Raw genomic sequence first — 12732 nt, 5'->3', positions numbered from 1 at the left:
GGAGCCGGCCGCCGCCGGCCGAGACGCCGACGGGGCCGACGCGGGCAGGATGCCAGGGACTGCCGAGGCGGTCGGCAAGAGCGCTCCCGGGCCCGGGGCCGCGCAGTCCGTGACCGGCCGCCGCAGGCTCCCCTACGCCCTGGTGCTGGCCGGGCTCGGCGCCCTGGTCGCGGTGGCGGCGACGTTCGGGATCGCGGCCGGTTCGGTCACGATCCCGGCCGGGGAGGTGTGGGGCATCCTGCTCCACCAACTGCACCCCGCCCTGGCCGAACCGACGTGGCCCCCGGTGCGCGAGACGATCGTCACCGACGTCCGGCTGCCCCGGGTACTGCTGTGCGCGGTGGTCGGAGCCGGACTGTCGGTGGCGGGGATGGCGTTGCAGGCCCTGGTGCGCAATCCGCTCGCCGATCCGATGCTGCTGGGGGTCTCGTCGGGCGCGAGCGTCGGCGCGGTGCTGGTCCTCGTCTTCAACGTGACGCTGTTCGGTGCCTTCTCGCTGCCGCTGGCGGCGTTCTGCGGCGCGCTGGCGGCCCTGGTCGCGGTGTACTTCCTGGCCCGCTCCGGCGGACGGATGACCACCGTGCGGCTGGTGCTGGCGGGCGTGGCGATGGCCGAGGTGCTGTCGGCCGTGGCGAGTTTCCTCGTGGTCACCTCCAACGACCCCCACAAGACGCAGTCGGCGCTGCGCTGGATGCTCGGCGGACTGGCCGGCACCACCTGGACGATGGTGTGGATCCCGGCCGGCGCGGTCCTGCTCGGCACGGCCGTCCTGCTCGGTGTGAGCCGTCCGCTGAACCTGCTGCTCGCCGGGGAGGAGGCCGCGGCAGCCCTCGGCCTGGACGTCCACCGCTTCCGGGCCGCGCTGTTCACCGTGGTCGCGCTGATGATCGGCACGATCGTCGCGGTCAGCGGCCAGATCGGCTTCGTCGGCCTGATCCTGCCCCACGTCGTACGACTCCTGGTCGGGGCCGACCACCGCCGTGCGCTCCCGGCCGCGGCCCTGCTCGGCGCGGCCTTCCTGATCGCCGCCGACCTGGCCGCACGCACCCTCATGAACCCCGAGGAGATCCCCGTCGGCATCCTCACCGCCCTGGTCGGCGGCCCGTTCTTCCTCTGGCTGATGCGCAGGAGGGCACGATGACCGTACGACCGGAAGCGGCACCCGGGGCCTTGGACATCGACGACGTGTCGGTGGTCGTCGACGGCAGGCCGCTGGTGGACCAGGTCTCCTTGAGGGTGTCTGCCGGGGAGGTGGTCGGGCTCGTCGGCCCGAACGGCGCCGGCAAGTCCACCCTCTTGCGGACCGTCTACCGGGCGCTGCGTCCCACCTCGGGACGGGTGTTGCTGGACGGGACGGACGTCTGGCGGATGCCCGGCAAGCGGCTGGCCCGTCACCTGGCGGCTGTCCTGCAGGAGCACGCCGGGGACTTCGAGCTCACCGTGTACGAGGTGGTGGCCATGGGCCGCACCCCGCACAAGCGCGCCTTCGCGGGCGACGACGCCGATGACCGCGCCATCGTCATGGCGGCCTTGTCGGAACTCGACGCCGCCGACCTGGCCGACGCGCCGTTCGAGCGGCTGTCGGGCGGGGAGAAGCAGCGCGTCCTGATCGCCCGCGCACTCGCCCAGCGGACCGGGACGATGGTGCTGGACGAGCCCACCAACCACCTCGACCTGCGCCACCAGCTCGACGCACTCCGGCTCGTCCGCCGCCTCGGAGTCACCGCCGTCGTCGCGCTGCACGACCTCAACCTCGCCGCGTCGTTCTGCGACCGCCTCTGTGTGATGGCGGCCGGACGTGTGGTCGCCCACGGCGCACCACGGGACGTCCTCACCCCCGCCCTGCTGGCCGACGTCTACCGCGTCGAGGCGGACGTCACCGAGCATCCCCGTACCGGCCTGCCCCAGGTGACGCTGCTCACCGGCCACGACCTGACCGGCGACCGCCCGCCCGGACACAGACCCGGACACAGACAGGGAGCCGCGCAGACATGACCGCACCTACACCCGCATCCGCTCGCGCGCCCGCCGAGGCCGTCGCCGCAGCCCTGGAGGACGTGGCGGCTCTCGGAGGATTCTTCACCCTGGCCGTGGGCGGCCCTGGCCAGGGCTGGCATCCGGTCACCGACGCCTACGCCCGCGGTTTCACCGACCTCGCGGAGGCGGTTGCCGACCGCTACGACACCCGCGAGGCACGCATCGGCGTCTCCATCGCGCAGCTCGGACACGCCGCACGCCTGTGGTCCCCGGTCCTGGCCTGCACGCTCCTGCACGGCATCGTCCCCGACCTGGCCGGGCTGCACCGCGCCGACGACGGCCCCGCCCTGTGGCTGCCCGCCCTCACCGGCTGGTACGCCGACCGGATCCCACACCTCACCGAGGCGCTCTACGAGTTGGTGGTCGAGCAGCACCTGAACGCACTGGCCGCCGGGCTCCGCGTCAAGATCTCCCCCCGCCTCCTGGACGGAAACACCGCCTCCGCACTGGCCGGGACAGCCCAGGTACTCCTGCCGGCACGGCCGGCCCTGCGCGGCCCGCTCACCGAACTCACCACCGGCCTCCTGGCCACCGGACGCCTGGCCGGCACCGGCCACTTCACCGGACCCGACCTGACCTTCCGCCGCCGCAGCTGCTGCCTCTTCTACCGCACGCCCACGGGCACGAAATGCGGAGACTGCTGCCTGGCTCGGTGAAGCATGTGGGCGCGACCGGGCAGCGCAGTCGGTGGGGGGTTGCCCGACAGCTTCTGGCGTGCCACCCACCTGCGCGGGCGGCGCCGGCGAATGCGCACCCTTGCGGGTGCGCATTCGCTCTCAAACAGGCCGCAACCGACGAGGTGCCTCACGCGACCTCGTGGGCCCGGTCCCGCGCCGAGGACGAGCCGGCGCTCTCGGAAGCGTCCGGTTCGGTGTGCGGGAGCCCGCGGAACAGGCGGCCCGGCCACCAGAACCAGCGGCCCAGGTCCAGGGCGAGGGCTGGGACCAGGACCGTACGGACGAGGAAGGTGTCCAGCAGGACGCCGATGCCGACCAGGACACCCATCTGGGCCATGGTGACCAGTGGCAGACCGGCGAAGACCGCGAAGGTGGCGGCGAGGACGATGCCGGCGGAGGTGATGACGCCGCCGGTACTGGTCAGTCCTTCCAGGACGCCGTGCGTGTGGCCGAGGCGGGCGGCCTCCTCCTTCACACGGTGCATGAGGAAGATGTTGTAGTCGATGCCGAGGGCGACCAGGAAGACGAAGCCCATGAGCGGGATCGACCAGTCGACGCCGGCGAAGCCCAGGACGTGTTCGAAGAGCAGGTTCGAGGCGCCGAGGGCGGCGAAGTACGACAACACCACGGTGGCCAGAAGCAGTAGCGGGGCAACGAGGGCCCGCAGCAGCCAGATCAGGACGGCCAGGACGACCAGGAGCACGATCGGGATGACCGTGGTCAGGTCGCGGTCGGCGGCCCGCTGGGTGTCGAGGGTCTGCGCGGTGGTACCGCCGACGAGGGCGTGTGCGCCCTCGACCTGGTGCACGGCGTCGCGGAGGTCGTCGATCGTGTCCTTGGCGGCCTGGCTGTCCGGGGTGTCCTGCAACACGACGGAGAGGGTGGTGAGTTGGCCGTCTGGAGTGCGATCGCCGTCGTTCTCGACGCGGGCCACGCCGTCGACCGCGGCCGCGGCGGTCCGGACCTGGCCGGTCCGGTCGGTGCTGGTGACGATCTTCGCGGGGTCGGAGGCGCCGGACGGATAGTGCGCCGAGATGCGTTCCTGGGCGACGACCGACTCGGGCTTGTCCTGGAACATCTCGGCCTGCGTCAGGCCCATGGAGATGCCGACCGCGCTGAGGGCAAGGACGCCGGTGGCGGCGACGGACATCATCCACGACCAGCGGGGGCGCCGGGCGACGGCCGTTCCGATGCGGGACCAGACGGTGCGCGGCTTGCGGGCGGGGGTGCCGTGGTGCGGTACGAACGGCCAGAACACCCAGCGGCCGGTGATGACGAGCAGCGCCGGAAGCACCGTAACCATCGCGAGGAAGGCGCAGACGACGCCGACCGCGCCGACCAGTCCCAGCGAGCGGGAGGAGTTGATGTCGGCGAAGGCGAGGCAGGCCAGGCCGACGGCGATGGTGCCGGCCGAGGCGAGGATCGCCGGTCCGGAGCGGCGGAGCGCGATGCGCATCGCCTCATGGCGGTCGGCGTGACGGTGCAGTTCCTCGCGGTAGCGGGCGATGAGCAGCAGCGCGTAGTCGGTGCCGACGCCGAAGACGAGCACCATCAGCACGCCCGCGCTCTGCGGGTCCACCGGAAGTCCGGCGTGCTTGGCCAGCAGGTAGGTGGTGACCTGGGTGAGGACGGCCGCGAAGCCGACGGAGAGCAGGGGCAGCAGCCACAGGAACGGGCTGCGGTACGTGATCAGCAGCAGTGCGGCCACGACCAGGCCGGTGGCGAGCAGCAGCGTCGAGTCGAGGCCGTCGAAGACCGCGACGGAGTCCGTGAGGGAGCCGGCGGGTCCGCCGACCTCGACGTCGACACCCGGCGGCGCATTGGCTCCGGCGACCTTGCGCAGCTCGTCGATCTTGCTAGTGATGTCGTCCTCGCTGTCCAGCGGGACGACGGTCATCAGGGCTTCCCGGTCCTCGGACGGGATCGGCTGCGAGACCTCCTCGCCAGGCGGGACGAACTGCGCGAAGGCCGTCCGGTCGGCGGCCGCCTTCTCGTCCGCGCCCTCGCCGGTGTAGACGACGACAGCGGGCATGACCGTGTCCGTACGGAACTTCTCCAGCTCCGTGTTGACCCGCGCGGACTCCGCGCCACGCGGCAGGAAGGCGTTGGCACTCGAGTCCTCGACGTCGCCGAGCTTCCCGGCCAGCGGGCCGAGTGCGACGGCCACGATCAGCCAGGCGGCCAGGACGAACCATTTGCCACGCCGCCCGCCGGGCGCACGGGCGACGCGCTTGAGCAGCGCACGCATGAGTAGTCTCCTTCGTGGGGAACGCGCCACCGGTAGCCAGTGCGGCGACCGGCACAGGGCGCACGGGGCCCGCACCACGGCGCATGAGGTGTGACGACCTGCCGTGGCGAACGGGATGTGTGTCCGGGGTGTGTGTTTCTCGGTACGGCCGGGAGTTGGCGCTCCCGGCCGTACACCTGTGGCAGCTGCTATTCGATCTCGCGCATCATCTTCTCCATCGAGCCGACCGCCAGCCGGGTCTGCGTCAGCTCGTCCAGGGTCTGTCGCTGTTCCTCGACGGTGCGGCGCTGCAACTCCACGGTGTCTTCGAGGAGTTGGGCGTACTTCGTCGCGAGCTCCTTGTACTGCTCCTCGCGCGCTGCCAGCATCCGGGCTCGCCAGGTGGCGGCGAGCTGCCAGACGATCACGATGAGCAGGGCGAAGACTCCGGCCGCGCCGACGGCGCCGACCAGGGCCTCCACCTCGGATCCGTCGGCGGCGAGCGTCACCAGTTCCTTGTTCACTTCACTTCCTCTTTCGCGGTCCGGTCAGCGGTCTCGGTGATGGTCGTCGCCGCCTGGGCGATGGCGTGGGGCGTCAACTCGTAGAAAAAAGCCGTGACTTCGAAGTACTTCATCGCTTTGCCGTCCTCCGCGAGTTCGAGCGTGCCGACGACCAGTCCGGCGGCCTCCAGTCGCTGCAGATGCATGTGCAGCAACGGTCGGCCCATACCGATCTCGCGCGCCAGCGCGCTGACGTAGTTCCGGCTTTCCATGAGCGCCGCGACGATCCGCATCCGGTGCGGATTGCCCAGCGCGGAGAGCACCTTCAGCAACTCGTCGCCCGTCGGTGCCGGAGGCGGTACGCCGTCGTCATCAGCGACCTCGGGCATCGCGCCCCTTCCCTCGTACCTGTCAGAAAAGGCTGACAGCCCTAGCGAGCACCTGTCAAAGATTCCTGACACATCTCAGGGTCGGATGGGGGATGTCTCAGGGTCGACTCCAGGGAGTCGCCTAGGGGCCGCCCGAAGCGGCCGTGCGGCAAAGCGCTTCCTGCTTCCCGGGGCTGGACGCCGCCCCTGGTTCTTCCTGGATCGGCCCGGTGCGGCGCGTCGGGGCGTATGCGGGTACTCCCGCTGTCGTACGCGCTCGGGCATGGGCGCTCATACGGCAACGACGTGGTGAACCCGCAGGGGCTGGCGGTACTGGAGATGCTGTGGCCGCTGGTGCCGCTGCTGCTGGGTGAAGTGGTGCGTACGCGGCGGCAGTTGCAGGCCGAGTACGCCGCCCGGGCCGTCCGTGCGGAGGAGGACCGGGAACGGGAGGCGGCGCGTCGGGTGCGTGAGGAGCGGGTGCGGATCGCCCGTGAGCTGCACGACGTCGTCGCGCACACGGTCGCGGTGATGACCGTGCAGGCGGGCGTGGCGCTGGACGCGTTCGACGTGAAGCCCGAGGTGGCCCGGGCGGCGATGCGCCAGGTGCGGGAGGCGGGCAAGGAGGCGTACGGGAGCTGCGGGCCACCGTCACCGTCCTGCGCGAGCCGGAGGGGGATCCGGTGGAACCGGCGCCGGGGCTCGAGCGGCTCGCCGAGCTGGTCGACCGGTTCGCGGGGGGCGATGTGGAGATCACGCTCCGGCGGGAGGGAGAGCCGGACGGTGTATCGCCGGTGGTGGGGCTCGCCGTGTACCGGATCGTCCAGGAAGCACTCACGAACGTCGTCAAGCACTCCGGCGCCCGGCACGCGGCGGTGTCCGTCGTCCGGAGGGACGGTCGGCTGACGGTGGAGGTCGTCGACGACGGTCCGTCGGCCACGCCACCGGCCTCGGGCGGTTTCGGGCCGGCAGGGATGCGGGAGCGGGCGGCGGCGGCCGGGGGCAGGATCGACTACGGGCCGCTGCCCGGCGGCGGTTACCGGGTACGGGCCGAACTCCCGGCCCGCGGCGACAACGGAGGGGAGCGACCGTGACAGTGCGTGTGGTCCTCGCGGACGATCAGACCGTCGTACGGGCGGGCTTTCGCGCCCTGCTGGACCTGACCGACGACCTGGTGGTGGTCGCGGAGGCGGCCGACGGGCGGCAGGCCGTGGAGGCGGTGCGGCTGACCCGGCCCGACGTCGTCCTGATGGACATCCGCATCTGGCCAAGCGCCTGCGCCACACCCCCGTCTACCTCTCGACCGGGAACGGCACCCCAGGCCCGCTCGACCCGCCGGGCAGCGCGTACGACCCGGCGGAAGCCGTCATCCACGACCTCACCCGGTCCCTGGATGCCCGGCTGCGCCGGCTCGGCGCCCCGGTGACCGGACACTTCCACTCCGGCACCCACCATCCGGCCTACGGAGAACGGGAGTTGCACCACTCCCTGCCGATGCTGCTGCGCGCCCTGGGTGTATGAACACCGTGTGCGTCAGCCCTGGGCGCGCGGAGGCTCTTCGCCGCCCGGTCGCGTGGCGGACCGGGGCGCATCGGTGGCCGCTGGGCCGGGTGCGCCGGTCTCGCCCTGGATCACGCGAGGGGCCGCCTGCTCCCCGGCCGTACCCTGCTCCTCCTCCTTGAGCGCCCTGGCCTCCGCCTTGAGGATGCGCGCCGACTTGCCCGCCGAGCGGGCGAGGTCGGGGAGTTTCTTGGCGGCGAGGACGGCTATGACGACGATAAGGATGATCGCGAGCTCGCTGAGTCCGAACATGCGGGTCCTTTCTGCTGTGTGGCCCGGTCCGGGGACGGCCCTGGGCGCATCGAGGGAGGCGGGCGGGCAGCCCTGGTCTACAGGTGGGGTGCGATGGACGGCAGCAGGTCCTGGAAGGTGCGGCCGGTGGCGGGTTCGCCGATGGCCTTCATCTGCCAGCTGCCGCCGGTGCGGTGGACCTTGGCCATGATCTGGGCGGTGTGCTTCCCACCGCCGGTGAGCGTGTAGCGGGCCAGTTCGGCTCCGGTGGCCTCGTCGACCAGGCGGCAGAACGCGTTCTGCACTTCGGCGAAGGTCTGGCCGGTGAAGGAGTTGACGGTGAAGACGATCTGGTCGACGTGTGCGGGGACGCGGGCCAGATCGACGAGGACGGCCTCGTCGTCGCCTCCGGAGCCGGCCCCGCCGGTGAGATTGTCCCCGGTGTGCCGGACGGAGCCGTCATCACTGACCAGGTGCTGGAAGAAGACGACGTCCACCGGCTGCCCGGCGGCGAAGAGCACGGCCGAGGCGTCCAGGTCGATGTCTCCGCCTCCGGCGAGCTTGGCGAGGAAGCCCTTGCGGGGCGCGGCCTGCCAGCCCAGGCCCATCCGGACGGAGGTCAGGGCGCTGCCGTCGGCCTTGTTCAGGCTGATCTGCTGACCCTTGGTCATGTTGACCGACATGGGGGGGGTGCCTCTCCTTCGGGGTTTGACGCTGTTGATGGATCTGTCCGGGAACCGCTGCAAGCCCGCCCGGACCGGCACGGCTGCCGGCCGGCGAGCGGGGGGCCGCTCTTGGAGTCGGTGATGCGCGTGGCGGGGGACGGTTCCGGGCCCGCCCCTGGGGATCAGGCCCGGGGGCGGGCTGCCTGTGTCAGACGTTGACGCCGAAGTCGGAGGCGATCCCGGCCAGGCCGGACGCGTAACCCTGACCGACCGCGCGGAACTTCCACTCCGCACCGTTGCGGTACAGCTCGCCGAAGACCATCGCGGTCTCCGTCGAGGCGTCCTCGGAGAGGTCGTAGCGGGCCAGTTCCTGGCCGTCGGCCTGGTTGACGACGCGGATGAAGGCGTTGCGGACCTGGCCGAAGCTCTGGCCGCGGTTCTCGGCGTCGTGGATGGACACCGGGAAAACGACCCGGTCGATCTCTGCGGGCACGGTGGCGAGGTTCACCTTGACGGCCTCGTCGTCGCCCTCGCCCTCACCGGTGAGGTTGTCGCCGGTGTGCTCGACCGAACCGTCCGGGCTGGTCAGGTTGTTGTAGAAGACGAAGTGCTGGTCGGAGAGCACTTTGCCGGAAGTGTCGAGCAGCAGCGCGGATGCGTCGAGGTCGAAGTCGGTGCCGGTGGTGCTGCGCACATCCCAGCCCAGACCGACCAGGACGGCGGTCAGACCCGGCGCCTCCTTGTTGAGCGAGACATTGCCACCCTTGGCCAGGGAAACTCCCACTGCGTACTCCTTCTCGATGCGTCAGGTCAGGGCCCGGCGGACCCGGCGGACCCGGCGGACCCGGCGGACCCGGGATAAAAATCTACAACACTGTAGAAGGCGAGGAAGGGGTTACGTAGCCTCGAAGGTTGGCCGTGTCGCGTATGGCCGAGAAGTGGTGGGCGCGGTGAAGTGGCCGGTCATTCACGGGAGTTGCCGAAGAGGATGCGGTAGCCGATCAGCGGGACGAGTGGGCCCGCGATGGCCGAGCCCCAGGTGGCGGCGTCGAATCTCCTTGTGTTGTTGCCGTCGGTGGGGCAGGGAAGTTGCCCAGGTGGCGTAACTTCTACAGTCATGTAGATGTTGTGGTGAGGGGCGATGGAGCACCGGTCGTGGCGCGGTGGCCGGCTGTGGGTCGTCGATACGATGGACCGCCCGTGAATTCGGGGTCGGCGGAAGGGAGACAGAGCGTGACGGATCAGCGGCAGCGTCCCCGCCGGCGGGGGCAGGGTGAACTCGAGGCGCTCGTCCTGTCGGCCCTGAGCGAGGCGGACGGCCCGGCGAGCGCGGGCTGGGTGCAGGAACGCCTCGGCGAAGACCTCGCCTATACGACGGTGATCACGATCCTCACCCGGCTGCTGGCCAAGGGCGCGGTCACCCGCGAGCGCGCCGGCCGGTCCTTCGCCTGGACCCCGGCGTCGGACCAGGCGGGCTTGGCCGCGCACAAGATGCGCAAGGTGCTCGACGCCGAAAGTGACCGGGAGGCGGTGCTGGCCAGCTTCGTCACCTCCCTGCAACCGGACGACGAACGACTGCTGCGCGAACTGCTGGGTCGAGCCAAGGGCGAGAGGGAAGACTGAAGCCTCATGGGGGTGTTCGTCTTTCTGCCGCTGGTCCTGCCGTTGACGGCATGGCCGATCGCCCGCCTGGCCGAGCAGCGGCTGCATCCACGGACCGCCACCCGGCTGCTGACCGGGCTGGCCGTGGTGATGGCGGTGTGCAGCACCGTGTGCCTGGGGCTACTGATGGTGGTCGGTACCGCGCAACTGCCCGGCAACCCGCTGCCCGACGGCTGGTCGGACCCCGAGGTGCGCGAGGCGGTGCCGTACGACGAGGTCGCCGGCAAGGCGGCCATTCCGGCGCTGCTCGCGGTGCTGCTGGCCTGCGGCCGCACGCTGTGGCGGCACGGGCGGGTGCGCCGCCGCGCCCACCGGGCACTCGCCGGCCTGCCCGGCGCCGAGGTGGCCGTACTGCCCGACGAGGTGCCGTACGCGTACGCCCTCCCCGAAGGGCGACGGGGTCGGGTGGTGGTGACCACCGGCCTGCTGTCCCGCCTCGAACCGGCCGAACGGCGCGCGCTGTTCGCCCACGAGCGCGCCCATCTCGCCGCCCGGCACCATCGGTTCCTGCTCGCCGTCCAACTGGCCGCGCGCGCCAACCCGTTCCTGCGGCCGCTGCGCACGGCCGTGTCCTACACGGCGGAGCGGTGGGCGGACGAGGAGGCGGCCCACGCCGTCGGCAGTCGCAGGGACGTGGCATGCGCGATCGGCAAGGCGGCCCTGGTCTCCCGGGCCACCCCGGTACCCACGCTCGCGTCTCTTGCCGCGCCGGGCCCGGTGCCGCGCCGGGTCGCCGCCCTGCTCGGCCCTCCGCCCGCGATGCGCAGCTGGCCGTCGGTGTTCACCTCGGTGGGCCTGGCCGCCTGGGGCGCGGCGGCGGGAACCGCGGTGTCCGCGCTCTCGTCAGCGAACTCCGCGGTGACGATGGTCCTCATCCTGCACGCGGCGACACCGCTCTGACCCGCTCGGCGACGAGTGCGCGGTCGAGGCTGGGCCGGAGGGGAGGCCGAGTTCGGTGAGCAGGGCCTTGGCGGTGACCGTGCCGGGACAGGCCGGGCGAGGGTCGGGTAGGCCGGGGCTGAGATGCTCCGGGCTACCCGACCCCGGGCCGAGGTCTCCGTGACATCGGCCCGGCACGCATTCCGCCTTCGCTCAGAGGTCGAACTCGTGCGGCGGCAGGTCGAGCGTGAAGCACGCCTCGCGGACGATGGCCTGCTCGGTCTTGTCGAAGTCGCCGTCGGCGCCGCCGATGACGATGCCGATCTGGATCACGGCGCGCGCCTCGGCGGGCTTCTTCTTCGCCTTGGCGATCTCCTGCAGGACGCTGACCTTGCCGAAGTCGAAGTCGGCGACCAGTTTGTTGAGGTTGTCGTCGAAGCGGCGCTGGAGGTCGTCGGCGGGGAAGTTCTGCAGTACCTCGTTGGTGGCGATGAGCTGGGCCACCCGGCGGCGCTCGGCCGGGTCGATGGTGCCGTCGGCGGCGGCCACCAACGCGCACATCGCCATGCTCGCGTCGCGGAAGGCGCCGCTCTTGAGGTCGTTCTTCTTCGCCATCAGCTGGGTCTGCATCGTCGATGCAGAATCCTTGATGCGGTCCCACAGGGCCATGAGAACTCCGTACGTGTCAGAGGTGGGTCCGGGCCCGGAGGGGCCCTGACCGCCGCATTCTTCTACAGCAATGTAGAAGTTATCAGGGTGGGGTGACGAGGAAGGGGGCGAGCGCCTCGGGCTTCGCCCCCTCCCTCCTGATCACTCTTCCTCTTCCTCATCGCCCTCGAAGAAGTCGCCGACCTCGTCGACGACTTCGGCCGCGACCATGCCGCCGGCGACACCGACCGCGAGACCCGCCGCACCGGCGGCGACGGCGGTGCCCATGCCCGGCCCGGAGCGGTGGCCGTCGTGGTGCTCGTGGTGGCCGTGGTGGTCGTGGTAGCCGTACGCGGCGTGCGATCCGTACGAGGCCCTGTGCTCGGCCAACTGCCGGATCCAGCCGTCGACTTCCGTGTTCCAGTCCCGGTGCTCGACATCGTGGTGGCCGACCGTGAAGCGAGTGAGAGCGTCGTGTCCCTCGGAGGAGAAGCCGCCCCGCTTGTCCGCCTCCAGGACGACCTCCATGCCGCCCGGTGCGGCGAGGAAGGTCAGCTCGATCTCGTTGATGACGTGCGCGTACTGCGGCGCCGGGGTGAGCTCGATCTCCTGGTAGAAGGGCAGTTGCTGCCCGGTGCCGCCGATGCGGCCGTACTCCAGGTCGGCGGACCGGAAGCCGAAGCCGAGCCGGCCGAGGGCTTCGAGGATCGCCTCCTGCACGGGCAGCGGGCGCACCGTGAGCTGGTCGAGGTCGCCCTTGTCCTTCGCGCCGGCCACCGCCAGCTCGGTGCGCACGCCGAGCACGATGCCCAGCGGTTGCCCGTACAACTCGGTGATCGGGGTCTCCCAGGGCAACGTCACGCCGAACGGCACGCTCTGCTGCTCGCCCGCGGCCAGCCGGAAGCTGCCGCCGACGCTGAACCGGTCGAAGGAGACTGCTCCTTCGCTCTCCCCGTCCTCGTGTTCGGCCTCGACCCGCGCCACCAGTTCCAGGGTGATGTGCTCGATGTCGAAGTCGGCGTCGCCGCCCTTGAGATGGACCTGACCGGTAAGGCCGGCACCGGGCAGGACCGGGCCCGGGTCGAGGGTCGTGTCCACCGTGGGTCCGCCCACACCGAGCGAGCCGAGCAGCCGTTTGAACACCATCGCGGCGTCCACTCCTTCATGTGCGTGTGTTTCTCGTGACGAGGGGGCGGATGGGTGTGCGGGTGCATGGGAACAACCCGGGTAGCCCTCACGTTCTCCCTCTACAGCCGAGTAGAAGCATAGGGTTCT

16 protein-coding genes and 1 pseudogene are annotated in these 12732 nt (G+C 71.1%); 7 read left to right on the top strand and 10 right to left on the bottom strand.

The features are described from left to right. Positions 1-49: 49 nt before the first annotated feature. Genes OHT21_RS22145 through OHT21_RS22135 form a run of 3 tightly spaced genes read left to right on the top strand, consistent with a single transcriptional unit; the run spans position 50 to position 2693 of the window. Entirely contained in the window at positions 50-1141 is a 1092-nt protein-coding gene (locus OHT21_RS22145; protein ID WP_443050651.1) for a FecCD family ABC transporter permease, read from the top strand. Continuing rightward, positions 1138-1995, top strand: a complete 858-nt coding sequence (locus tag OHT21_RS22140; RefSeq protein ID WP_328770091.1) for an ABC transporter ATP-binding protein — start codon at positions 1138-1140, stop codon at positions 1993-1995. Before OHT21_RS22145 ends, OHT21_RS22140 begins: the two co-directional genes overlap by 4 nt. Then, complete coding sequence (locus tag OHT21_RS22135; protein ID WP_328770090.1) at positions 1992-2693, top strand: (2Fe-2S)-binding protein; 702 nt, start codon at positions 1992-1994, stop codon at positions 2691-2693. Before OHT21_RS22140 ends, OHT21_RS22135 begins: the two co-directional genes overlap by 4 nt. A gap of 148 nt (positions 2694-2841) precedes the next feature. Here the strand turns inward: OHT21_RS22135 and OHT21_RS22130 are convergent, their stop codons facing one another. The 4 genes from OHT21_RS22130 to OHT21_RS22115 form a co-directional block, all read right to left on the bottom strand. Then, entirely contained in the window at positions 2842-4962 is a 2121-nt protein-coding gene (locus OHT21_RS22130) for an MMPL family transporter (RefSeq protein WP_328770089.1), read from the bottom strand. A gap of 188 nt (positions 4963-5150) precedes the next feature. Continuing rightward, on the bottom strand, positions 5151-5465 hold the full coding sequence (locus tag OHT21_RS22125; RefSeq protein ID WP_165338678.1) for a hypothetical protein: 315 nt from the start codon (positions 5463-5465) through the stop codon (positions 5151-5153). Next, positions 5462-5833, bottom strand: a complete 372-nt coding sequence (locus OHT21_RS22120) for an ArsR/SmtB family transcription factor (RefSeq protein ID WP_328770088.1) — start codon at positions 5831-5833, stop codon at positions 5462-5464. The genes OHT21_RS22125 and OHT21_RS22120 overlap by 4 nt, the downstream gene beginning before the upstream one ends. Positions 5834-6103: 270 nt before the next feature. Then, positions 6104-6331, bottom strand: a complete 228-nt coding sequence (locus tag OHT21_RS22115; RefSeq protein WP_328770087.1) for a hypothetical protein — start codon at positions 6329-6331, stop codon at positions 6104-6106. A 164-nt stretch (positions 6332-6495) separates the two neighbouring features. On the opposite strand from OHT21_RS22115, the gene OHT21_RS22105 reads away from it, so the two are divergent. Both OHT21_RS22105 and OHT21_RS22100 read left to right on the top strand, forming a co-directional pair. Then, complete coding sequence (locus tag OHT21_RS22105) at positions 6496-6906, top strand: sensor histidine kinase (RefSeq protein ID WP_328770086.1); 411 nt, start codon at positions 6496-6498, stop codon at positions 6904-6906. Next, a pseudogene (locus OHT21_RS22100) lies at positions 6903-7076 on the top strand (response regulator transcription factor); the annotation flags it as partial. The gene OHT21_RS22105 and the pseudogene OHT21_RS22100, both read left to right, overlap by 4 nt. A gap of 269 nt (positions 7077-7345) precedes the next feature. Here the strand turns inward: OHT21_RS22100 and OHT21_RS22095 are convergent. The 4 genes from OHT21_RS22095 to OHT21_RS44715 form a co-directional block, all read right to left on the bottom strand. Further along, complete coding sequence (locus OHT21_RS22095) at positions 7346-7624, bottom strand: twin-arginine translocase TatA/TatE family subunit (protein ID WP_328770085.1); 279 nt, start codon at positions 7622-7624, stop codon at positions 7346-7348. 77 nt (positions 7625-7701) lie between these two features. Continuing rightward, complete coding sequence (locus OHT21_RS22090) at positions 7702-8286, bottom strand: TerD family protein (RefSeq protein WP_328770084.1); 585 nt, start codon at positions 8284-8286, stop codon at positions 7702-7704. A gap of 190 nt (positions 8287-8476) precedes the next feature. Then, the gene (locus OHT21_RS22085; protein WP_328770083.1) at positions 8477-9052 is read right to left on the bottom strand and encodes a TerD family protein; all 576 of its coding nucleotides are present in this window, start codon (positions 9050-9052) and stop codon (positions 8477-8479) included. Between the two features lie 179 nt (positions 9053-9231). Continuing rightward, positions 9232-9387: a hypothetical protein gene (locus OHT21_RS44715; protein WP_443050414.1), complete on the bottom strand. Its 156-nt coding sequence runs from the start codon at positions 9385-9387 to the stop codon at positions 9232-9234. A 114-nt stretch (positions 9388-9501) separates the two neighbouring features. Here OHT21_RS44715 and OHT21_RS22075 point away from each other — a divergent pair, with 114 nt between their 5' ends. Beyond that, positions 9502-9891: a BlaI/MecI/CopY family transcriptional regulator gene (locus tag OHT21_RS22075; RefSeq protein WP_328770082.1), complete on the top strand. Its 390-nt coding sequence runs from the start codon at positions 9502-9504 to the stop codon at positions 9889-9891. A gap of 6 nt (positions 9892-9897) precedes the next feature. After that, complete coding sequence (locus OHT21_RS22070; protein WP_328770081.1) at positions 9898-10830, top strand: M56 family metallopeptidase; 933 nt, start codon at positions 9898-9900, stop codon at positions 10828-10830. A 192-nt stretch (positions 10831-11022) separates the two neighbouring features. Here OHT21_RS22070 and OHT21_RS22065 read toward each other — a convergent pair whose 3' ends face one another. Together OHT21_RS22065 and OHT21_RS22060 are read right to left on the bottom strand one after the other, a co-directional pair. Further along, positions 11023-11478 (bottom strand): tellurite resistance TerB family protein, encoded by a 456-nt coding sequence (locus OHT21_RS22065; RefSeq protein WP_151484836.1) that lies wholly within the window; start codon positions 11476-11478, stop codon positions 11023-11025. Positions 11479-11619: 141 nt separating this feature from the next. Continuing rightward, positions 11620-12603 (bottom strand): sporulation protein, encoded by a 984-nt coding sequence (locus tag OHT21_RS22060; RefSeq protein ID WP_328770080.1) that lies wholly within the window; start codon positions 12601-12603, stop codon positions 11620-11622. Positions 12604-12732: the final 129 nt, after the last annotated feature.

Source organism: Streptomyces sp. NBC_00286, from assembly GCF_036173125.1.
Lineage (GTDB): Bacteria > Actinomycetota > Actinomycetes > Streptomycetales > Streptomycetaceae > Streptomyces.
Note: the sequence above shows the minus strand (reverse complement) of the source record. Positions and strands in the feature narration are given on the sequence as shown.